The 19,748-nt window shown below is 35.6% G+C and carries 23 protein-coding genes; 14 read left to right on the top strand and 9 right to left on the bottom strand.

Annotated features, from left to right (window positions below):
* Positions 1–12 precede the first annotated feature (12 nt).
* From MT489_RS13785 to MT489_RS13755, 7 genes are all read left to right on the top strand, one after another.
* Entirely contained in the window at positions 13–1,056 is a 1,044-nt protein-coding gene (locus MT489_RS13785) for a mechanosensitive ion channel family protein (RefSeq protein WP_244682143.1), read from the top strand.
* 176 nt (positions 1,057–1,232) lie between these two features.
* On the top strand, positions 1,233–1,556 hold the full coding sequence (locus MT489_RS13780; protein WP_244682142.1) for a PadR family transcriptional regulator: 324 nt from the start codon (positions 1,233–1,235) through the stop codon (positions 1,554–1,556).
* Positions 1,549–2,109, top strand: coding sequence for an HAAS signaling domain-containing protein (locus tag MT489_RS13775; RefSeq protein WP_244682141.1), 561 nt, complete (start codon positions 1,549–1,551; stop codon positions 2,107–2,109). The genes MT489_RS13780 and MT489_RS13775 overlap by 8 nt, the downstream gene beginning before the upstream one ends.
* Positions 2,102–2,959 (top strand): DUF4097 family beta strand repeat-containing protein, encoded by an 858-nt coding sequence (locus MT489_RS13770; protein ID WP_244682140.1) that lies wholly within the window; start codon positions 2,102–2,104, stop codon positions 2,957–2,959. Before MT489_RS13775 ends, MT489_RS13770 begins: the two co-directional genes overlap by 8 nt.
* Before the next feature lie 338 nt (positions 2,960–3,297).
* Positions 3,298–4,194: a helix-turn-helix domain-containing protein gene (locus tag MT489_RS13765; protein WP_244682139.1), complete on the top strand. Its 897-nt coding sequence runs from the start codon at positions 3,298–3,300 to the stop codon at positions 4,192–4,194.
* Positions 4,195–4,232: 38 nt separating this feature from the next.
* Positions 4,233–4,529, top strand: coding sequence for a hypothetical protein (locus tag MT489_RS13760; protein WP_244682138.1), 297 nt, complete (start codon positions 4,233–4,235; stop codon positions 4,527–4,529).
* A gap of 126 nt (positions 4,530–4,655) precedes the next feature.
* Positions 4,656–5,396 carry a MerR family transcriptional regulator gene (locus MT489_RS13755; RefSeq protein ID WP_280518629.1) on the top strand — a complete coding sequence of 247 codons (741 nt, stop codon included), beginning with the start codon at positions 4,656–4,658 and terminating at the stop codon, positions 5,394–5,396.
* Positions 5,397–5,546: 150 nt separating this feature from the next.
* Here MT489_RS13755 and MT489_RS13750 read toward each other — a convergent pair whose 3' ends face one another.
* The 3 genes from MT489_RS13750 to MT489_RS13740 are packed head-to-tail and all read right to left on the bottom strand — an operon-like array spanning position 5,547 to position 8,331.
* Positions 5,547–5,795: a YkuS family protein gene (locus tag MT489_RS13750; protein WP_244682137.1), complete on the bottom strand. Its 249-nt coding sequence runs from the start codon at positions 5,793–5,795 to the stop codon at positions 5,547–5,549.
* A gap of 50 nt (positions 5,796–5,845) precedes the next feature.
* The gene (locus MT489_RS13745; protein ID WP_244682136.1) at positions 5,846–7,438 is read right to left on the bottom strand and encodes an ABC transporter permease; all 1,593 of its coding nucleotides are present in this window, start codon (positions 7,436–7,438) and stop codon (positions 5,846–5,848) included.
* Entirely contained in the window at positions 7,438–8,331 is an 894-nt protein-coding gene (locus MT489_RS13740) for an ABC transporter ATP-binding protein (RefSeq protein ID WP_244682135.1), read from the bottom strand. The genes MT489_RS13745 and MT489_RS13740 overlap by 1 nt, the downstream gene beginning before the upstream one ends.
* A gap of 147 nt (positions 8,332–8,478) precedes the next feature.
* Here MT489_RS13740 and MT489_RS13735 point away from each other — a divergent pair, with 147 nt between their 5' ends.
* The gene (locus MT489_RS13735; protein WP_244682134.1) at positions 8,479–9,066 is read left to right on the top strand and encodes a TetR/AcrR family transcriptional regulator; all 588 of its coding nucleotides are present in this window, start codon (positions 8,479–8,481) and stop codon (positions 9,064–9,066) included.
* A gap of 28 nt (positions 9,067–9,094) precedes the next feature.
* Here MT489_RS13735 and splB read toward each other — a convergent pair whose 3' ends face one another.
* The 3 genes from splB to MT489_RS13720 all read right to left on the bottom strand — a co-directional run bounded on the left by splB (position 9,095) and on the right by MT489_RS13720 (position 10,863).
* Entirely contained in the window at positions 9,095–10,123 is a 1,029-nt protein-coding gene (gene splB, locus MT489_RS13730) for a spore photoproduct lyase (protein WP_244682133.1), read from the bottom strand.
* Entirely contained in the window at positions 10,116–10,367 is a 252-nt protein-coding gene (locus MT489_RS13725; RefSeq protein ID WP_244682132.1) for a transcriptional regulator SplA domain-containing protein, read from the bottom strand. Before MT489_RS13725 ends, splB begins: the two co-directional genes overlap by 8 nt.
* A gap of 64 nt (positions 10,368–10,431) precedes the next feature.
* Complete coding sequence (locus MT489_RS13720) at positions 10,432–10,863, bottom strand: ferritin-like domain-containing protein (protein ID WP_244682131.1); 432 nt, start codon at positions 10,861–10,863, stop codon at positions 10,432–10,434.
* A 194-nt stretch (positions 10,864–11,057) separates the two neighbouring features.
* Here MT489_RS13720 and MT489_RS13715 point away from each other — a divergent pair, with 194 nt between their 5' ends.
* Positions 11,058–11,819, top strand: coding sequence for a class I SAM-dependent methyltransferase (locus MT489_RS13715; RefSeq protein WP_244682130.1), 762 nt, complete (start codon positions 11,058–11,060; stop codon positions 11,817–11,819).
* Between the two features lie 20 nt (positions 11,820–11,839).
* Here MT489_RS13715 and MT489_RS13710 read toward each other — a convergent pair whose 3' ends face one another.
* Together MT489_RS13710 and MT489_RS13705 are read right to left on the bottom strand one after the other, a co-directional pair.
* Entirely contained in the window at positions 11,840–12,787 is a 948-nt protein-coding gene (locus MT489_RS13710) for a C45 family autoproteolytic acyltransferase/hydrolase (protein WP_244682129.1), read from the bottom strand.
* A gap of 93 nt (positions 12,788–12,880) precedes the next feature.
* On the bottom strand, positions 12,881–13,522 hold the full coding sequence (locus MT489_RS13705) for a DedA family protein (protein ID WP_244682128.1): 642 nt from the start codon (positions 13,520–13,522) through the stop codon (positions 12,881–12,883).
* Positions 13,523–13,625: 103 nt separating this feature from the next.
* Here MT489_RS13705 and MT489_RS13700 point away from each other — a divergent pair, with 103 nt between their 5' ends.
* From MT489_RS13700 to MT489_RS13690, 3 genes are all read left to right on the top strand, one after another.
* Positions 13,626–14,738, top strand: coding sequence for a CdaR family transcriptional regulator (locus tag MT489_RS13700; RefSeq protein WP_244682127.1), 1,113 nt, complete (start codon positions 13,626–13,628; stop codon positions 14,736–14,738).
* An 89-nt stretch (positions 14,739–14,827) separates the two neighbouring features.
* Positions 14,828–16,240: a glycolate oxidase subunit GlcD gene (gene glcD / locus MT489_RS13695; RefSeq protein ID WP_244682126.1), complete on the top strand. Its 1,413-nt coding sequence runs from the start codon at positions 14,828–14,830 to the stop codon at positions 16,238–16,240.
* 5 nt (positions 16,241–16,245) lie between these two features.
* Positions 16,246–17,568, top strand: coding sequence for a (Fe-S)-binding protein (locus tag MT489_RS13690; protein WP_244682339.1), 1,323 nt, complete (start codon positions 16,246–16,248; stop codon positions 17,566–17,568).
* A gap of 34 nt (positions 17,569–17,602) precedes the next feature.
* Here MT489_RS13690 and MT489_RS13685 read toward each other — a convergent pair whose 3' ends face one another.
* Positions 17,603–18,142: a hypothetical protein gene (locus tag MT489_RS13685; RefSeq protein WP_244682125.1), complete on the bottom strand. Its 540-nt coding sequence runs from the start codon at positions 18,140–18,142 to the stop codon at positions 17,603–17,605.
* Between the two features lie 111 nt (positions 18,143–18,253).
* Between MT489_RS13685 and MT489_RS13680 the strand changes: the two genes are divergently transcribed.
* Together MT489_RS13680 and MT489_RS13675 are read left to right on the top strand one after the other, a co-directional pair.
* Positions 18,254–18,844, top strand: coding sequence for a TetR/AcrR family transcriptional regulator (locus MT489_RS13680; protein WP_244682124.1), 591 nt, complete (start codon positions 18,254–18,256; stop codon positions 18,842–18,844).
* A gap of 72 nt (positions 18,845–18,916) precedes the next feature.
* Entirely contained in the window at positions 18,917–19,576 is a 660-nt protein-coding gene (locus MT489_RS13675; RefSeq protein WP_244682123.1) for a Type 1 glutamine amidotransferase-like domain-containing protein, read from the top strand.
* The last annotated feature ends 172 nt before the right edge of the window (positions 19,577–19,748 follow it).

Below are 19,748 nucleotides of genomic sequence, written 5' to 3'. Positions count from 1 at the left end.
GAGGCATTAGTTATGTTTTGGGAATATCTAAATACATATGAAGACTTAAAAAACATCTTGATTTCCATCGCCATTTTGCTACTTTTCCTTCTCTTGAGAAAAATTTTTGCAAAGTATGTGTTTACTCTATTTTTAAAATTGACGAGTAAAGTTCCGAGTAAGCTATTCTCTAACGTTTGGATTGCTTTCGAAAAACCGATGCAATGGTTTTTTATTATATTAGGAATTTATATTGCTGCTCATTATTTTCCTTATATTGATAATAAGAATCTACTCTTTTTAAGTTTAATTAGATCTTGTTTCATTCTTCTTGTTACGTGGGGATTGTTCAATCTTTCTGACGCCTCCTCACTTCTTTTTTCAAGGATTAATAAGAGATACAATATTGAGATTGATAATATACTTGTTCCATTTTTATCTAAAGCTATTAGGGTGATCATTGTTGCAATTGCAATAACTGTTATCGCCCAAGAGTTTCACTACGATATAAATGGATTCGTTGCAGGGCTAGGATTGGGTGGTCTTGCTTTTGCGCTTGCAGCTAAAGATGCCCTTGCTAATTTATTTGGAGGTATCATTATTATTACTGAAAAACCTTTTACGATAGGTGATTGGATATCGACACCTAGTGTTGAGGGGACAGTGGAGGATATTAGTTTCCGCAGTACTAAAGTTCGTACCTTTACTCAGGCTCTTGTTACTGTACCAAACGCAACACTTGCAGATCAGCCGATCACCAACTGGAGTAAAATGGGTAAAAGACAAATTTCATTTTCTTTAAAACTTCCCGCTGATACTCCAAGAGAAAAATTGGAAACAATTATTCAGAGGATAAATGATTTATTGAAGAGTGATCCTGATATTCACCCCGATATGATTCATGTCAATTTTGACAAGTATATGGCGGATGGATTTGAAATTTTTCTTTATTTCTTTACGAAAACAACAGAATGGGGAGAATATTTAAAAGTAAAAGAAGAAATTAATTATAAAATACTTGAAATTATTAAAAGTGAAGAAGAATATAACGAATATGTTCAGATTCAAGAATCTTGAAAACCGCTCATCTCAATATAGAGCGGTTTTTTTGTTGAAAAAAAATGCTAAATTGTTTTGTTTAGTACATTGCATTATACAGTACTGTATGATATATTGTTTTTGCAAGGTATTTTTCATTGATAAGTATTATATAATGTATAGTAGTAAAAGTGGAAATGAGGTGCAACAGAAAATTGAACGTTCAATTTAAAAAAGGTGTTTTAGAACTTTGTGTCCTAGCATTACTTGATAAACAAGATAGATACGGATATGAGTTGGTGCAAAAAATTTCGGATCAAATCGCTATTTCGGAGGGCACGGTATATCCACTTTTAAGGCGGTTGACAAAAGAGGAGTATTTTACAACGTATTTACAAGAATCGTCGGAAGGTCCATCACGTAAGTATTACAAATTGACTGCAAAAGGAAGAAAATATTTATATGAGTTGATTCAGGAATGGCAGGAATTTATTTCTGGAGTCAACCAATTAATTAAAGAAGGGGTAGACCATGAATAAATATCAATTTATGAGAATATTGGATTCGTCTTTGGAACGACTTCCATCGAAAGAACGACTAGATATTTTACAAGATTTTGAAGAGCATTTTACGATTGGGTTAGAAGAAGGAAAAACAGAAGAACAAATTGTGAAATCACTCGGTTCTCCACAGCAAATTGCAAAGGAAATCTTAGCTACACATCATCTTGAAAAAGTACAAACAAAAGCATCAACAGGAAATGTATTCCGTGCTGTTTGGGCAGTCATTGGATTAGGCTTCTTTAATTTAGTGATTGTGCTCGGCCCTTTTATTGCAATAGCATCAATTATTGTAGCTGGTTGGGCTGTAGGGGTATCCTTTGTAGCTTCCCCTTTGTTAGTGATGGTGAATGCAGTCATATTCCCGGGAACATTTGAATACTTTGATTTGTTTGTTTCAATGGTTCTTTGTGGGATCGGGTTATTTATTTCGATAGGTATGTTTTTTGCAACACGTGTAATCACTAACGGCTTCATTCGTTATTTAAAATTTAACGCGAGAATTGTTAAAGGTGGATTAAAACATGAATAATATAAAAATAATTGCAACTGCAGCCCTTTTTCTTTTATTGGTTGGGATTGTTGGGAGTATCGCTACGTTTAAATCAGTGACACAATCTGAACAAATTTCGGATGAAAGGTTAATAGAGAAGGATTTTTCAAATATTACAATAACATCTAACAATTCTAAAGTAGAAATTTATCCTTCTAATGATTCTAAAACATCTGTTGAACTTTCGGGAAAGGTAGCCAAAAATTTAAAATATACATTTTCGGCTGATGTAGAAGGAGATACTCTAAACATAGAATTGAAAGAAAAACTAAGAAAACTATTTAATTTTGACTTTTTCGCAACATCATTAACATTGAAGGTATACGTTCCTGAAAAAGAGTATGACATAATCCAATCAAAGAGCAATAACGGATATATTAAAGCGGAAAAGCTAAAAGCTAATGAATTTACAGTTAACACTGATAATGGTCGAATTCACCTTAAAGATATCAAAAGTTCCACTGTTACGACAAAAGCAAGCAATGGCATGATTGATATGAAAAATATTACTGCCACTTCTGTAGAAACAAAAGCAGCCAATGGAAAAGTTAATCTTGATAATGTGGAAGGTAAAATTGTAGCAAAAGTAAACAACGGAAGAGTTACCCTTACAACCAATAATTTAGATCGACCGATTGATATTGAATCTGATAATGGTGAAATAATAATTAAGACGGACAAAGAGCCAACAAATGCAAAAATTGATGTGACTGTACACAATGGAAAGGCTGACATCTTTGGTCAATCCAACAGGAATGTTGTTTATGGCTCTGGAGAGAACATAATAAAACTTGTCACTCATAATGGAAGAATTACAGTAAATAAATAAATCTGAAAACGGATGAATACAATGGATGATAAGTATTCATCTGTTTTTTTTTTTGTTAGGTCATTATTAGAAGGGTTGCCCCTTTTGATGATGTAAAATGTAAGGTGAAGATGCATTAATGTTTTTTATTACTAATAAATTGTATTTGGTTTTAATCTTAATATTTGATACATAAATGTAAAACAGTTGATTTATCCTCAATAAGCTTGAATTATAGTAAAAAAATATCATAGTAGATAATAAAGAAACACTATATATAGTATGAAAGTATTGGAAACACTGCTATAATAGTGTAAAGAACTCAATGTTAAAGTTATTTTGACAAAGGAGTAAAGTGTATGAGCGAGAATTTTTTAAATATTGGGGAAATCCTACAATCATTGAGAGTGAATAAAGGAATTGCCTTAGAAGAACTGGCGGAAGATATTTGCTCAGTTGAGGAACTTGATTTAATGGAAAAAAACAAGCAAGTTCCTACTATTGATCAACTTTTTATGCTGGCCAATAAATTAAATGTTAAATTAAGTGATTTCTTTGATTTTACTTCGGCCGACTCTGCTAGTTACGTTTCAGCAGTCAGCGGATTAATCAATAAGTATAAAAGAGAGCGCAATTATAAGGCGATCGATGAAATCGTACAAAGAGAAAAAGTGAATCCTCTTTTTAATTTCCCATCTAGTCAACAATTCCTACTATGGAATGAAGCAATTTGTTTATATTATTTATCTGAACCCCAAATAAGGGATAAAGAAACGTCTGTTAAGATGTTAAATGAAGCTTTAGATATAACAAATCCTTTAAGAAAAGGTCTTTCTGAAAGAGAAATTGAAATAAAAATGTCAATTGCAATTATCGAAAAAGATCATATGAATTTTGAAGGAGCTATAACTATATTAAAAGAAATATTAGAAGATATAGATAAGTTCCCTGCATTAGCTGAGCCTCAAATTCGTTTAAGAGCATTGTTTGGATTATCACAGTCCCTCTCGAGATTAAATAAATTTGAAGAATCACTGATTTATAGTGAAAAAGGTATAAAACAGTGTATTAATGATGAGGTATTGTATTTACTGGGTGAGTTTTTGTATCAATCTGCTTCAAATAATTTAGCATTAGATAATAAAAAATTAGGGATAGACTACCTAAATAAAGCACTCAATATTTTTAAACTTCAAGAAAATCACGCTTTTAGTAATTTCGTAGAGAATGAATTAGAAAAACTATCAAAAGAATGATATAATTTTAATAATTATGTATATAAGGAGAATGTAAAATGAAGAAATTTTTATTAATTACAGCTTTCGCAGTTGGATTTGGATTAACAAGTTCAATTGGAACCATAATAGCAGGATCACCACTACCTGATCTACCAAGTCAACATAGTGTAAAACCTGTAATAGCAGGATCACCACTACCTGATCTACCAAGTCAACATAGTGTAAAACCTGTAATAGCAGGATCACCACTACCTGATCTACCGAGTCAACATAGTATAACACCTGTTTTAGCAGGAGAACCTCTACCAGACCTACCATCCCAACACAGTGTTGATCCAAAAACATACGCATAACATACAGAACAACGTTGCATTCAAATAGATGCAGCGTTGTTTTTTTATGAAAAAAATCTTATAAAACGGATTGACTCTCACGTAACGTTATACTTTATAGTTATACATGAAGGGAGGCACAATAGGTTGAAAGTGAAAGAAGTGGCTGATTTGGTTGGGATTAGTGTGCGCACACTGCATCATTATGATGAGATCGGTTTGTTGATTCCAGAAGAAACAACCGAAGCGGGTTATCGAGTTTACTCAGATGAAAATCTTGCGACGTTACAGCAAATTTTATTTTTTAAAGAACTTGGCTTCCCTTTAAAGAAAATTAAAGAAATCATTAACAGTCCATCTTTTGATCGGGAAGAGGCGCTATCGTTGCACCGCAAGATGTTACTTGAGAAGCGGCTACGACTTGACCGGATGATTGAAACTGTTGATAAAACGATGAAGCATATGAAAGGAGAAATACACATGTCTAATAAGGAAAAGTTCGATGGATTTGATTTCAGTCATAACCCATACGAGCAAGAAGCACGCGACCGCTGGGGGGACGAAGCTGTCGATAAGGCTAATCAAAAAGTTAGTAATATGTCGAATAGTCAAAAGAAGGATTTTGAAGAAAGATTCAACGGAATATATCGTAAACTTGCCGTAATCCGCCACACGGAACCGAGTTCAAAAGAGGCTCAAGAAGGAATTAAAGAATGGTATGAGTTTTTAAATACGATGGGGGATTATTCCCTTGAAGCTTTTAAGGGGCTGGGACAAATGTATGTCGATGATCAGCGGTTTACGAAAAATATTGATCAGTTTGGAGAAGGGTTAGCCCAATTCATGTGTGATTCAATGGCGGTTTTTGCAGACCAAAACAATAGATGATTATATGGAGATTATATCTAATTATATTTGCGTCTCACATCACATCTATTCGAGACGGAAACTGTAAAAAAGAAGAGTTTTCATTCTCGAGATGGACAAAAGAGCTTGGAACACCAAGCTCTTTTCATTTTATGTTGCGTAATCTTTCAATTAATGAAGATTTAATTTACTTTCAACTTCTCGACAGACCTCATCAGCGGACATACCATTTGCATCAATGATTGAACCTTCCATGGAAATGTTTTGGATTCCCATAAAATTTGAATCGAGACCTGAAACTACGCAACAATCCACATTTTTAATATCCGATTCATTATGGACTGGAATTACTTCGTAACCTTTTTCTTCTAGTGCTTGCTGTACATTTGTCAAAGCTGGCTCAATACCGATTTTTGCCACAAAGCACACCTCCCTTTCCAATCTATTTTCCCTGTTTATCATCGAAATATTCACCCATATAAGTCTCGCTTATTGTAAAAAACAAAACCGATCAAAGATAACACAATTGCAATCACTGATAATGTCGAAATGCTCGTAACGTCCATATCTTCAACGGGAAGTTGAGGGACATGGCCATATGGTGATAGGTTGCTCATCCATTCTGGGAATTGAAGCAATCTTCCTAAGTAAACAACAATGAAAGAGTAAAGTAAGTACATCCAAGCCAGCCCAGAATATTTTGGAGCAAAGCCAATAAACAACACTGCTAGCCCAATCATGATCCACATAGCCGGAAGATAAACAAGAGCAGCGAAATAAATTGTATTGAAGGTAACTACCCCTGCTCCTGCAGACCACAATCCTATCGCAGCCAAAGACAAAGCTAGAAATCCAATTCCAAAAGATACAATTACATAACTAGTCAAAAGTTTCGAACGTGACACAGCTCTGCTTAATAAGTGCTCAGTTCGGTTTTTCCCTTCTTCTCCTTTTAACTTTAAGATTGCCATTAACGCTGGAATGGTACTAATCATAGCTAAAATAGACATTAACATGGAAATAAATTGTTCTGTTAGGGAAAATCCTTCAGTTGATGCTAACACCTCTTTCATCATTTCAACATTTTCCAAAAATGATTCTAAATCACCTAATACAGATCCGTAAGACGCGCCTAAAACAAACACTCCGATTGCCCATGCAATGATTCCTGTTCGTTGTAATCTAAATGCAAGACCAAGTGGACTCTGTAAAAAATATGAAGCATGTTTTTTTCCTGGTTTAGATGGTAAAAATCCAGCACCTACATCACGAATGGCATTTAAATAGTAAGCAAGAATAAATAAAACAACGGCTGCTCCCACTGTCAATAAAATCGGCCACCAATAATTGTTCACAAACACTTCCGAGCTTAAAATCCAGCCCAATGGAGAAAACCAGGACAACGGTTCGTTACTTACATCACCGATGGCTCTAATCAAATAAGAAACTCCTAGAACAGCAAAACTAAGCCCTATTGTACTGCGTGAGTTTTCCGCCAATTGAGCAAATACGGTTGTAGCGGAAGTGAAAAAAATTCCCGTTGCACCTAAGGCAGCTCCATATAAAAGAGAACCATTTAAGTCCATGCTTTCAATTCGTAAAGTATATAACCCGAAGCCGATTAAAATGGACAATAACACATTTGTTCCTACTAAAACTAAGACGGTGGCACTTAAATTTGATAAGCGTCCAACAGGCAAAGAACGAATCAATTCTATTCGACCATCTTCCTCGTCGACCCTTGTATGACGTGCGGTTAGTAAAATACTCATAAGCCCTACAATAATTGCGGTAAATAACAACATTTGATGTGCCATCATCGCACCGTTCGTATAATGATCCAATCCGTAGCCTTTTCCGACCATTGCCGTCATCGCAGGATTTCGCATTGTTTCAGCGATTGCCTGCCTATCCATATCTGTCATATATAAGTCTTCAAATGCCATAGCTGTTAAAAAAGTAACAGCAGTTAATGAAACTATCCAAATAGGGATTCGCACTCGATCCCTCCGAATGATAAAGCGGATAAGACTGCCCGTTTGAAAGGTTAGATTATCAGCCATTATGCTTCACCTCGAGCCCCTTCGTAATGGCGCATGAATAAATCCTCCAAAGTCGGCGGTGAGCTTTCAAATTTAACGATTCCATACTGACTTACATATTTCATGACATTTTCCAATTCTTCCGAATCTACTTGGAATGAAAGGGATTGATCTTTTTGCTCAATATCATGAACACCTTTTATTTCATGAAGAGTTATCATTGGCTGTTTCGTTTCAATTACTAAATTCAATCTTGTTAAATGGCGTAATTCATTTAAAGAACCTGATTCAATTATTTTACCTTCTCGAATGATTCCTACTCTGTCACATAGTTTTTCGACTTCAGATAAAATGTGACTAGAAAGCAGCACGCTTTTTCCTGCTTTTTTAGCATCCATGACACATTCTTGAAACACTTTTTCCATTAATGGATCAAGTCCTGATGTCGGCTCATCTAAAATATATAGGTCTGCGTCTGAAGAAAAAGCTGACACTAACGCAACCTTTTGTCTATTTCCTTTTGAATAAGTCCTACACTTTTTAGTGGGATCAAAATCAAATTTTTCTACAAGTTCTTCGCGTCGATTTTTATGATTCGAGCCTCGAAGTTTTACAAATAAATCAATGACTTCTCCGCCTGTTAAGTTTGGCCATAAATTCACGTCTCCAGGAACGTAAGCAATCCTTTTATGAATCTCGACAGCATCTTTCCATGCATCAAGTCCAAAAATCTTCGCTTGCCCTTCGGTTGCTTTTAAAATTCCTAATAGCACACGGATTGTTGTAGATTTTCCAGCGCCATTAGGACCAATGAATCCGAAGATTTCCCCTTCGTTAACTTCTATATTTACCCCGTCTAATGCAGTAAAATTTCCAAATCTCTTTACTAAGTTAGATGTTTTTAAAATGGTCATTCCCCTCACCACTTTCTTTAGTTTTGAAATATTTTACTTAATATAGTTCATAATATATAAAATTAAGTCCTTCTTCAATATGATTATGAAATATATTTATTGTTTTAGTACAAAACATTCATTAAACTGAAATAGAGGTGAAGAAAAATGGATGGCTTTATGCGCCGTAAAGAAATGAAGAAAACGGATATCCTGAATGCTGCCTTAGCTTTGTTTATGGAATATGGTGTACAGAAAGTTTCGATTGCGGAAATAGCGAAAAAAGCAAATGTTTCCCAAGTGACAATCTATAACTATTATGAAAGCAAAGAAAATTTAGTTCATGAGGTTATCGTTTTTTACATAGATAAAGAGTGGAAAGATTATGAGGAATTACTTAAAAGTGATCTTACTTTTCCTGAAAAAATCAAACGAATTATTTTCAATAAAAAGGAAACGGCAAGTAAGATTAATGAGGATTTTTATCAATATTTTATGAGGGAATATGCGGCAGGGATGAGCTATTTAGAAAATCTTTATATAGAAAAGACAGTGCCAAGTTTTATTAAGTTGTTTAATGAAGGGAAAGAGAAAGGTTATATTGATCCAGACTTATCGAATGAAGCGATTTTATTTTATATACAAATGATGAAGGAATATATGCAGCGTGAAGATGTTTATCAAAAGATCCTGCCGATGACGGAAGATTTAATGAAGCTTTTATTTTATGGGATTATGGGGGGGAGAGAGGAATGAGAAAGGATACGAAAAAATAGCCGTATCCTTATGTGAAATATTCCATTTTAGCCTCTGGAAAATATTTTTTCATATAACCCCCAAGTGTATCTTTAATGTCAGCTTGTTCTTCATCCTTATATACATATTTTCCAATGCCGTATTTTCCCCATTTATATTTCCTTTTTGCTTCGTCGAGCTCGAGTTTAGTCATAGGGTAGTTTTTTTGGATTACTCGCTTAGCTGGCATCGTAAAGCGATGCTGTATTAATTCAAAGGTTAAATTCTTTTTAGCGAAGCTCGGTAGCTCGGCTTCTAGCTTTTGAAACATTTCCCCATAGCCTTCTTTCCAACCTTCGTGTAAGTAGATAGGGGCAACAATAAATCCAAGAGGATATCCGGCGTTCGCTACTTTTATTGCAGCTTCGATTCTTTCGTTTAATCGAGAGGTTCCTGGTTCAAAATACTTAATGATATAATCGTCATTAATGCTAAAGCGAAAACGAGTTTTACCATTATGTTTGGCATCTAAAAGGTGGTCTACATGGGCGAACTTCGTTACAAAACGTAATTTTCCATATTTGGACTGTCCAAAATATTCAATTGCTTTTTTTAATGTATGAGTCAAATGATCGACACCGACTATATCAGACGTACAGGAAGCTTCGAACCTTGTTTCCTCTGGTGCCCGTTCTTGCATATAGTTTTCTGCAGATTCAAGAATTTCATCGACATTCACGTATGTTCGAATATACGGTTTGCTTCCCATTGTTGTTTGCAAGTAACAATAATGACAATGTCCCATGCATCCAGTGGCAAAAGGAATCGCATATTCAGCAGAGGGCTTTGAAGTATCAAATTTTAATGTTTTTCTAACACCAACAACTAGCGTAGATTTTGCTATTCTGTATTTTTGAAAATGATTTTCACCAGGCAAATTGCGTATCTGATTATGTGACGTCGTTTGTCTTGTTTCAATTCCCATTTCATTGAATTTATCCACTAATGCCTTTCCTAGCGGATATTCAAGAGCGCCCGGTTCGAAGTAAACTAGTTGAGGAACGAATGGTTTAACCATAATATTCCTCAATTTCCGCAGAACCAAATGCTTCGTAATAAGCTTGTTCTGCCTCTTCTTTCGATTGGAAAATGGCTAGTTCGTCTGAAATGGGGTAGTACGTTTCATACAGAAAAAGCGCCATTTGATTTGGATGATCAGGAGCTTGTACAACAGCCGCTTCTTGAATATTAGCAACGTCCTGAGTATGTGGATTCCGATAAATAACATATACAATTTGCCCTGGGCTGAAATTATTTTGCATTTTTCATCCTGCTTCCTAATAGTGATATATGAAATGTGTTTATACTATGGATAAAACATCAACTTTATTCACTAATGAAATTATATAGTTGATCTATATGCATTCGATCCTCATTCAAGTTATCATTTACAATCTGCAAGCTTTCCTGGTCTAGGTCACCTCTAACAATTTCTTCGGTTTTATTTATCCCCATTTCCTGGCCTTTTATAGCATCCTTTAAAATATCGTAAGTACTATGTGGTATTCCTTGCAATATCTTCATTCCTTCCATTATAGATAGCATAATTCCATTGAAGTCCACAGGTTTTCCACCTAAATTTTGAATCCGTTCTGCCGTTTTTGCAGCGTGCTGTTTATGTTCTTGTTGGATTTTTTGTAAAGCTTTTTTTACAGTGGGGTTTGTTATGCGTTGAATGTAGTGTTCATATGAGTGAATAGCCATATACTCACCTTTAAGGTACGCATTTAGCTCTTTTACTATATTATCTTTGTTCATAGTGGGTTTCTCTCCTTAATATGGAATTATGTGAGTAATTCAGTCGGTAGAATTCAAACAAATTAAATTGCTAAAGCTCGTATAAAAAATAGAAAATAAACGTTTTTCTTAGGATAAAATTTTTTAGGTTGTTTTTTATATTTTTCGCCCAGACTTGGTAGTTTATAATGATAAAAAGGGGGCAAAAATACACAATGTTTAGCAATTATGGGAAACTTTGTACTGAGTTTTACGATTTTACAAAGCCAGTTGGAAAGTCCATCAATGGCGATCTTGAATATTATTTTGAACGGTTAAAACATGTTAAAGGAAGAATATTAGAAGCCGGAGTTGGATCAGGGAGATTTTTGATTCCGCTTATAGAAAAAGGATTTGTAGTTGATGGGTTGGACTATTCAGCAGATATGTTGAAGTCTTGCGAAGAGCGTTGTGAAAATAGAGGTTTCCATCCTGACTTATTCGAAGGTAGACTTGAGGATTTTCAGTTGCCTAATGAGTACGAGGCAATTATTATGCCGACAGGTACTTTTTGTTTACTAGAAACTAGGGAAGCTGCGCTGAATGCATTAACTTGTTTTAAAAACCATCTGCAACCTGGAGGCCGAATTATCATTGACTTAGGATTACCCAATGATTTTATAGTAGGCAATATATCTAATAGTGCCATTTCTTTTCCTAACGGTGAGGGAATCACACTTGAAGGTAAATCAATTGAACTTGATTGGATTCAGCAAAGAACCGTGACGCATCTAAGGTATGAAAAATGGAGAGATGGAAAGCTTATAGATACGGAGCTTCAAAGGTTAGTATTGAGTTGGTACGGAATTGATGAATTTAAAGAATTACTAAGTAAAATTGGATTTAAGAATATTTCCGTTTCATCTCGGTATGTTTACGAAAAGTTCCCAACGAATGCGAATGAAGTCATTACGTTTGAAGCAGAAAAAGCGCAGTGAGAGCCTGATTTTTAGGCTCTCTATTTCATGTCTATTAAATATCTTTCTTTACTTCCAGCGGTAGTAAGGTAGATTTTCTGTTCTGTAGGAATATAAGAAACAGTATATAATGTTCCAAAGTATTGATCGTAATCCGTATAAAACAAAGGAGAGTCTGTTTGGCTGAACCAATCGTGAAGCTCCTCCACTGTTTGCATAGATGTGGCATTTTCTAATGCTGCTAAACGATCATTTGATGAGCCCACCCAGTTCCGATTATAGAATTCCATGATTTTTGTTTGGAATTTATTTACACATGCAAGTTCATTTGGATGAGTTAAAATTTGAACATCTTTAGGTGAAGCTTCAGCGACAGCAAAGTTTCCTTTTCGATCTAATAAAGAGTAGTTATAACATGCAGCATGGGGTAACTTTTTTAATAATTGAATGGCTTCATCTACATTTTTGCACATTTCCAAAACAATGCGCACAATCGTACTGCAAACAAAGCCTTTTTGATAAAACTCATTATTAACAAAATGCAAACCAACTACTAGACCGTCACGATTCATTCCATCCAATCGTCCAACCAGAAATTGTGAATTACCATAAACTGTATTGTTTTCAATAAAGAGCCCATCATAAACTTTTGGACTAAAATCATAATTTCTTACATAAAACTCACTTGTTATGAAACTCGTACATCCTAATTCAGCTAGTTGGGGCATATCGTAACCCGCGAGCAAACGGAGGATGTCGGCTTCCGGAAATCCTGAACCATCAATAATGCCTTGCAATTCTTCCAAAAGGGGAGGGCAATAAACAGATAGAATTTCTTTGATCTCATCAATATTTTGTTGCAAAGAATATGCTTTTTGCAGCTCATTGAATTGAATTTGCATGGTTTTCGATTGCTTTAGCAAAGTACCAATATCAAATCCGTTTTCATAATAGCTACCTGAAAGTGGTAAAGTATGAATAGGTATCAATTGATCACTCCTTTAATTTGAATTATAAGAATATTTTATCACGTTTGAAAATAAAAAAAGGACTTCAAATGCTCAATGAAGTCCGTGTTAGTTTTATTTCGCAAATCGTTCTTTTATTATCCCTATGATTGCCGGCAAAACAGATATAAAGATGATAAGTAAGATTACCGTAGAGAAGTTATTTTTGATAATTGGGATATTCCCGAAAAAATACCCAGCGATCGTACAGAGCAACACCCAAATCGCACCACCGACAATATTATAGGTGATAAAATAACGGTAATTCATCCTGCTGGCACCTGCAACAAATGGAGCAAATGTACGAATAAATGGCATGAAGCGAGCAAAAATGATTGTTTTACCACCGTGTTTATTAAAGAATTCCTCAGCTTTTTCCATTTTTTCTTTGTTAATCATCTTGCCAAGCCAGCTTTTTGGTGGAATAGATGTTCCAATTTTTTTTCCTATATGATAATTGACGGTATCCCCGATTACTGCTGCGCTAAAAAAGACAATCAACAGTATAACGATATTGAATGCACCGACTGCCGCAAAAGCTCCGCTGGCAAATAATAAGGAATCCCCAGGTAAAAATGGAAAAATGACGACACCCGTTTCAACAAACACAATTAAAAATAATATCGCATAGGACCATAGATCAAATATTTGAATAATGTCGATTAAATGTTCATCAATATGTAAAATAAAACTAATTAAACTCTTAATAATATTCACGATTCCAAATCCTTTTTAAGTATTTAATAGAAAGGTACACAACACATTATCACCTTTTTACGAATATACCGCAAGTGCTAGATTAGAGTGAGGAGACGAAATCATGCTTTCAGCTTATCTTGCAAAGAAAATCATTGATGAAGTTAAGAAGTTATTTGATAAAGACATTATCATTGTCGGTGTAGATGGCATTATTATGGCTAGTTCTGATGAGCAAAGGGTCGGAAAGTTTCATGAAGGTGCTTTAATTAGTGTTCAGGAAAAAAGAAAGGTTATCATTAAAAAAGAAGATGAAGCTATTTTGCAAGGTGTGAAGGCTGGATTGAATTTACCAATCTTATTTCTCGATCGAGTGATAGGCGTTATTGGTATAACCGGGGACCCAGATCTCATTCTTCCTTATGGTGAATTGTTAAAGAAGATGACCGAGCTGCTTGTGCAAGAAAACTATTATTCTGAGCAAAAACAATGGCGTTTTAGGATGCTAGAATCATTTGTTTATGACTGGATTCAACAGAATCATTGGTCCGCAGAATTCATAGAGTTAGCGAAAATTCTTAATATTAATATTGAATTGGATAGACAACTCATATTGATTCAGTCAACAGGGAGGTCGGATTTTTTATTAAAAGGAATTAGTGAGCTAACGTATATGTGGGATGATTTTCCTGAAGATGTATTGATTCCATGGGGGAACGACCGTCTTCTTCTCATTCATCACTACAGAAAATATGATAATAGACAAATAAAAGAAAGGATCAAACAGTTAAAATCTTATATTTTGAAGAATTGGACAACAGATGTATCAATAGGAATCAGCCAGACGGTGGCAAGTAAACAAATATCAAAAGGTTATGAACAAGCGGAGCAAGCACTGAATATTGCTTTAAAAACAAATGATATTGTTTTTGAAGAAGATTTACGCTTAGAACTATGTTTAGAAGAAATCAGTCAAGGTACTTTTGAAAAATTCACAAAGCGAATATTACTAGATGTTATCAATGACGATGAGTTACTAGAAACGTTTTATACTTTTTTCGAGAATAACATGTCTATCAAGCGAACAGCTGATGCTCTACATATACATATTAATACACTGCATTACCGGATGAAAAAACTGGAAAGTATGACTGGATTAGATTTAAAAAAGACAAAAGATATTGTTAATCTCTATTTGGCTCTGCACTTTTTGTATGAACATCCAAAAAAACGATGAAATAAAAGATGAAATTTTTATTTTTACACATAGAATTGTATTTAAAGATTTTTTAAGATAAATAGAATGCTAGATAAGGGTGTGAAAAAATGATTACTGAACAAATAAGGTCAAGGTTATCCGAAATAGTTGGCGAAGAAAATGTCATCACTTCGCAAGCGGGTCGCCTTGTATATTCATACGATGCTACACCAAATTATCAATCGATGCCAGATTTAGTCATTGCACCACGCAATACGAATGAAATAGCTGAAATTGTAAACGTTTGCCGAGATGAGAAAATTCCAATCATTCCACGCGGATCAGGGACAAATTTGTGTGCAGGAACGGTGCCGACTGAGGGAGGGATTGTTCTTTTATTCAAACATATGAACAAAATCCTCGAAATCGATGAAGAAAATCTTACGGTAACCGTTCAACCTGGAGTCATTACGCAGGATATGATACGGGAAGTAGAAAAGAAAGGATTGTTTTATCCGCCAGATCCAAGTTCTATGAAAATATCAACGATTGGCGGCAATATTAATGAGAATTCAGGTGGATTACGTGGATTAAAGTACGGGGTAACGGCCGATTATGTGATGGCACTGGAGGCAGTGTTGCCGAATGGGGACATTATACGAACCGGTGGAAAATTGGCCAAAGATGTCGCAGGCTATAATTTGACCCAGCTTCTTGTTGGCTCGGAAGGAACTCTTGCTATTATTACAGAAGCGACATTGAAACTGATTCCAATTCCAGAAACGAAGCAGACAATGCTTGCACTCTATCAAAATATGGATGCGGCTGCGCTATCCGTTTCGAAGATTATTCAATCGAAAATTATTCCGGCTACACTCGAGTTTCTCGACCAACCGACTTTAAAAGCCGTGGAAGACTTTGCAAAAATTGGTCTTCCAACAGATGTAGAGGCTGTACTATTAATTGAGCAAGATGGACCACATGAAATTGTCGCACGGGATATTAAGAAAATGGCTGATATTTGCACAAAAGAAGGAGCGGTTTCTGTAAAAATTGCCGAAACAGAAATCGAGGCACTCGCGTTAACAGAAGCTCGCAGGTCGGCACTTTCTGCATTGGCAAGATTGAAACCGACAACCATTCTTGAAGATGCGACGGTTCCGCGCTCTGAAATTGCGAATATGGTGAAAGCCATTAATGAAATTGCAGAAAAGCACAATGTCACGATTTGTACGTTTGGTCATGCAGGTGATGGCAATTTGCATCCTACATGTCCAACTGATGTTAGGGATAAGGAAGAAATGAAACGGGTAGATGCTGCTTTTGCGGATATTTTTGCGAAAGCAATTGAACTTGGTGGAACGATCACAGGTGAGCATGGAGTAGGGATGATGAAGGCCCCATTTTTAGAATGGAAGCTTGGTACAGAAGGTATTCTGATTATGAGGGCTATCAAGCAGTCTTTTGATCCACATAACATTATGAATCCAGGGAAAATTTTTGCAAAAGAAACACGGAAACGGCTGGTGGTAAGCCGATGATTGAAATGACGAAAAGGGAAAAAGCGATTCAGGAAGCATTTAAAGAAAGAATGGATGAAACAGAACTGCTGAACTGTATGCGCTGTGGTTTTTGCCTACCAGCTTGCCCAACTTATATTGAAACAGGATTTGATGAAACGCAATCACCTCGAGGGCGAATTGCATTGATGAAAGCTGTTCATGATGGACTGATTTCTCCAGATGATGATGTGGAAAAATCGCTTAATCTTTGTCTTGGCTGTCGTGCTTGTGAGCCTGTTTGTCCGGCAGGTGTCCAATATGGGCATTTGCTTGAAGAAGCAAGGGATATATTTAACGAGTATAATCGTCATTCACTCCCTGTTAAAACAGTGCGAAAAACAGTGTTTGAAGGTTTATTTCCTCATCAGAACCGAATGGCTAACACCGTTGGATTACTTGGTTTTTATCAGCGGAGCGGTTTGCAAAAAGTAACTAGAAAAATAGGCTTTATGAAGCTGTTCCCTGAAAATCTTAGGCAATTGGAAAAGTCATTACCTAACGTGCCTTCAAGGAAAGCAATGAAAAATAGACCTACGACTCTCTCAGCGAACACGAATCAAGTAAAAGCAAAAGTGGCCTTCTTTCGCGGATGTTTAATGGATACGATGTTTATGAAGACAAATGATGCGACCTTAAAGCTTCTCCAAAAGGCAGGATGCGAAATCGTCATTCCCGAGGCACAGAATTGCTGCGGGGCTTTACATGGCCATAGTGGCGAAATGGATAAAGCAAAGGAACTTGCAAAGAAGAATATCGATGCATTTGAGAATACCGGAGCAGATTACATCATTGTCAATGCGGGTGGTTGTGGCGCTTTTTTAATTGATTATGATCACTTGCTGAAGGATGATCCTAAGTATGCTGACCGTGCAAAAGCCTTCAAAGCAAAAATGAAGGACATATCACAAATATTATACGAGCTCGATTTTCATAAACAAGTTCCACTTTCTATCAAAAATCAAATTATAACTTATCAGGATTCCTGTCATCTTCGAAATGTAATGAAAACATTTATAGCACCACGAGCATTGATTGCAGCAATCCAGGGGGCCAATTTTAGAGAAATGGAAAAAGCCGACATCTGCTGTGGCTCAGCAGGGATTTATAATATTATAGAATCGGAAATGTCGATGCAAATCTTGGATCATAAAATGGAAAAAGTCGCAGAAACAGAAGCCCACACAATTGTAACAGCCAACCCGGGATGTCTGCTCCAAATGAAGTTAGGAATTGAAAGGGAAGGATTATCAGATAGAGTCCGTGCAGTTCATATTGTAGATTTGCTGTTGGAGGCATGTAACGAATGAAAAAAAGAATGGCAAGCGTATTCCAAATCGCTCGTCATTCTTTTGCTTTTTTTTGCCAAATAAAATAGCTAATGGATATGGCAAAATCTATTCCCAGTACAAGAGTCCAAACTTTCAAGAATCCTGCCAATACTTCTGTTCGTGCAGCATCGTTGATAAAAAAGATAAGCCCTACTAAAAAACCTGCCCCTATAATATAAGCCAGCACATGTCGTACCCAACCTTTTAAATAATGTTTCGCATAATCCATACCATATCGTCTAGTTGGCTTGGTGCCTTTTTTCGTAATGTAATATTGAAAACGAACATCTGCCCATTCAATCATACTTTTACCAAAGGCGATGGAGACCCCAATATAAATCGCAGCCAGTGCATGTGCTGCTGTAGCGGTAGCACCACGATACAGATCGACACTCGTAGCAATCAATAAAATAAAATCAATGACAGGGGTTAACGCTAAAAGGAGTAAACCAAGCTTTATATATTTTAAAATATACCTAGTAACCAGTCCTAATATGATTAAAACCCAAAATCCAATTTCAGTAGCTACAATCAACCAAGCTATTAAACTCAAAAAAACACCTCAATGTTAGTAATTTGGGTTAACTATAACATTTGATTTTATTTAATACAATTGTATTTTTAAAAAATTGTGTAATGATTATACTCTTGCTAAAATAAAAGTATGCCAAAAATAGTTGATCATGAAGAGAGAAAGAAGCGAATTGCCGAAGCTACGTGGAGGGTTATCTTAAATCAAGGAATGGAAGGAGCGACAGTTAGAAATATTGCGAATGAAGCTGGGCTTTCTTTAGGTGCTCTGCGTCATTATTTTTCTTCACAAAATGATTTATTCGTATATGCAATGGAGCTTGTAAAAGAAAGGGCAACAATTCGCATTAATGAAATTGTGTTAAGTGATTTGCCGCCTAAAGATAAAATATTAAATATTCTGCTAGAGTTATTACCAATTAATGAGGAAACAAAGGCAGAAATGGAAGTTTGGTTTTCCTTTGTATTCTATGTAAGGCATAAGGAAGATATATTCGACGTAAAAAATGATGGGATTTTTATCGGGATGAATAAATTAATTGATTACCTGGATCAGCATCAAATGTTACGAGCAAATGTAGATAAAGAAATGGAGTCAGAAAGACTGTACGCCTTAATTGACGGTTTAGCATTACATGCCCTTCTTGAGCCGATGCGGGTAGATAAGGAACAATTAATGAAGGTGTTGACTTATCATTTAGAGGGGATTTGTATAGGTACATGAGTAGCTTGATTGAGTGGATTCCATCAAAGTTCTTGAAATGGAATAAGAATATTACATTTAGTAGGTGAAAATATGGACAAACATTTATTTCTTTTTGGCGGCGGTCCTCCTTTCACTATGAACATGGCAAAATTATTCGCAAATAAAACTTCCCATCCGAAAGGTCCAATCTCTATTCTATTTGTTGAAAGAGATGGCTGGGAGGACTATATGCCAGTTTATACAGGAGAATTAGAAAAATTGGGTATTAGTGAATTTTACTATTTGCCATTACCGACTACACCAATTGAACAAGTAATCGACTGCCTCTCCAAAAGCTCAGGAATCATGATTGGAGGGGGAGATACGAATTTATATGCAGATTATATCGTTGAAACCGATATTTCTAATGCTATAAAAGATCGATATGAACAAGGTATCCCAGTCGCTGGTTTTTCTGCAGGTGCATTAATAAGCCCTGAGTTATGCGCCATTTCACCTAAAGATAATGAACAAAATGAATTTCAGCATCGTAGAGGATTGGGCTTAATATCGAATGTTTTGATTGCAGTCCATTTTTCTGAGTGGAAAGAAGAGCATCATTTAAGAAATGCTGCTAGTCATTTTACCAATCGTGAAAATTATGGTATTGACGAGCGTACATGTGCCTATTTTTCAAACGGAAAACTTGAAGCTATTGAAGGTGAAGGCGTGTATCGTTTGGAGAATGGAATGTTAAAACGGATAAATTAAAAGGATTTTTTTAGAGAAATAACCAGTCGTGAAGTGCACCCCAGAAGTTAGAGTCAAAATCTAACTTTTGGGGTGTTTTATTATGGTTAAATATGCGGATAACTTTAAGGCGATGGTAGTGAATGAATACCTCAGAGGGACGCTTGGCTATAAAAGATTGGCTGAAAAACAT

The sequence above is a fragment of the Lederbergia wuyishanensis genome (assembly GCF_022900255.1).
Lineage (GTDB): Bacteria > Bacillota > Bacilli > Bacillales > Bacillaceae_C > Lederbergia > Lederbergia wuyishanensis.
The sequence above is the reverse complement of the archived record's forward strand: the minus strand, read 5'-3'. Positions and strand labels throughout refer to the sequence as shown.

Coding starts and splice junctions, on each gene's coding strand:
- MT489_RS13785 (WP_244682143.1), top strand. CDS start 13: ATGTTTTGGGAATATCTAAATACATATGAAGACTTAAAAAACATCTTG.
- MT489_RS13775 (WP_244682141.1), top strand. CDS start 1,549: ATGAATAAATATCAATTTATGAGAATATTGGATTCGTCTTTGGAACGA.
- MT489_RS13770 (WP_244682140.1), top strand. CDS start 2,102: ATGAATAATATAAAAATAATTGCAACTGCAGCCCTTTTTCTTTTATTG.
- MT489_RS13765 (WP_244682139.1), top strand. CDS start 3,298: ATGAGCGAGAATTTTTTAAATATTGGGGAAATCCTACAATCATTGAGA.
- MT489_RS13760 (WP_244682138.1), top strand. CDS start 4,233: ATGAAGAAATTTTTATTAATTACAGCTTTCGCAGTTGGATTTGGATTA.
- MT489_RS13745 (WP_244682136.1), bottom strand. CDS start 7,438: ATGGCTGATAATCTAACCTTTCAAACGGGCAGTCTTATCCGCTTTATC.
- MT489_RS13740 (WP_244682135.1), bottom strand. CDS start 8,331: ATGACCATTTTAAAAACATCTAACTTAGTAAAGAGATTTGGAAATTTT.
- MT489_RS13735 (WP_244682134.1), top strand. CDS start 8,479: ATGGATGGCTTTATGCGCCGTAAAGAAATGAAGAAAACGGATATCCTG.
- splB (WP_244682133.1), bottom strand. CDS start 10,123: ATGGTTAAACCATTCGTTCCTCAACTAGTTTACTTCGAACCGGGCGCT.
- MT489_RS13725 (WP_244682132.1), bottom strand. CDS start 10,367: ATGCAAAATAATTTCAGCCCAGGGCAAATTGTATATGTTATTTATCGG.
- MT489_RS13720 (WP_244682131.1), bottom strand. CDS start 10,863: ATGAACAAAGATAATATAGTAAAAGAGCTAAATGCGTACCTTAAAGGT.
- MT489_RS13715 (WP_244682130.1), top strand. CDS start 11,058: ATGTTTAGCAATTATGGGAAACTTTGTACTGAGTTTTACGATTTTACA.
- MT489_RS13700 (WP_244682127.1), top strand. CDS start 13,626: ATGCTTTCAGCTTATCTTGCAAAGAAAATCATTGATGAAGTTAAGAAG.
- glcD (WP_244682126.1), top strand. CDS start 14,828: ATGATTACTGAACAAATAAGGTCAAGGTTATCCGAAATAGTTGGCGAA.
- MT489_RS13690 (WP_244682339.1), top strand. CDS start 16,246: ATGACGAAAAGGGAAAAAGCGATTCAGGAAGCATTTAAAGAAAGAATG.
- MT489_RS13680 (WP_244682124.1), top strand. CDS start 18,254: ATGCCAAAAATAGTTGATCATGAAGAGAGAAAGAAGCGAATTGCCGAA.
- MT489_RS13675 (WP_244682123.1), top strand. CDS start 18,917: ATGGACAAACATTTATTTCTTTTTGGCGGCGGTCCTCCTTTCACTATG.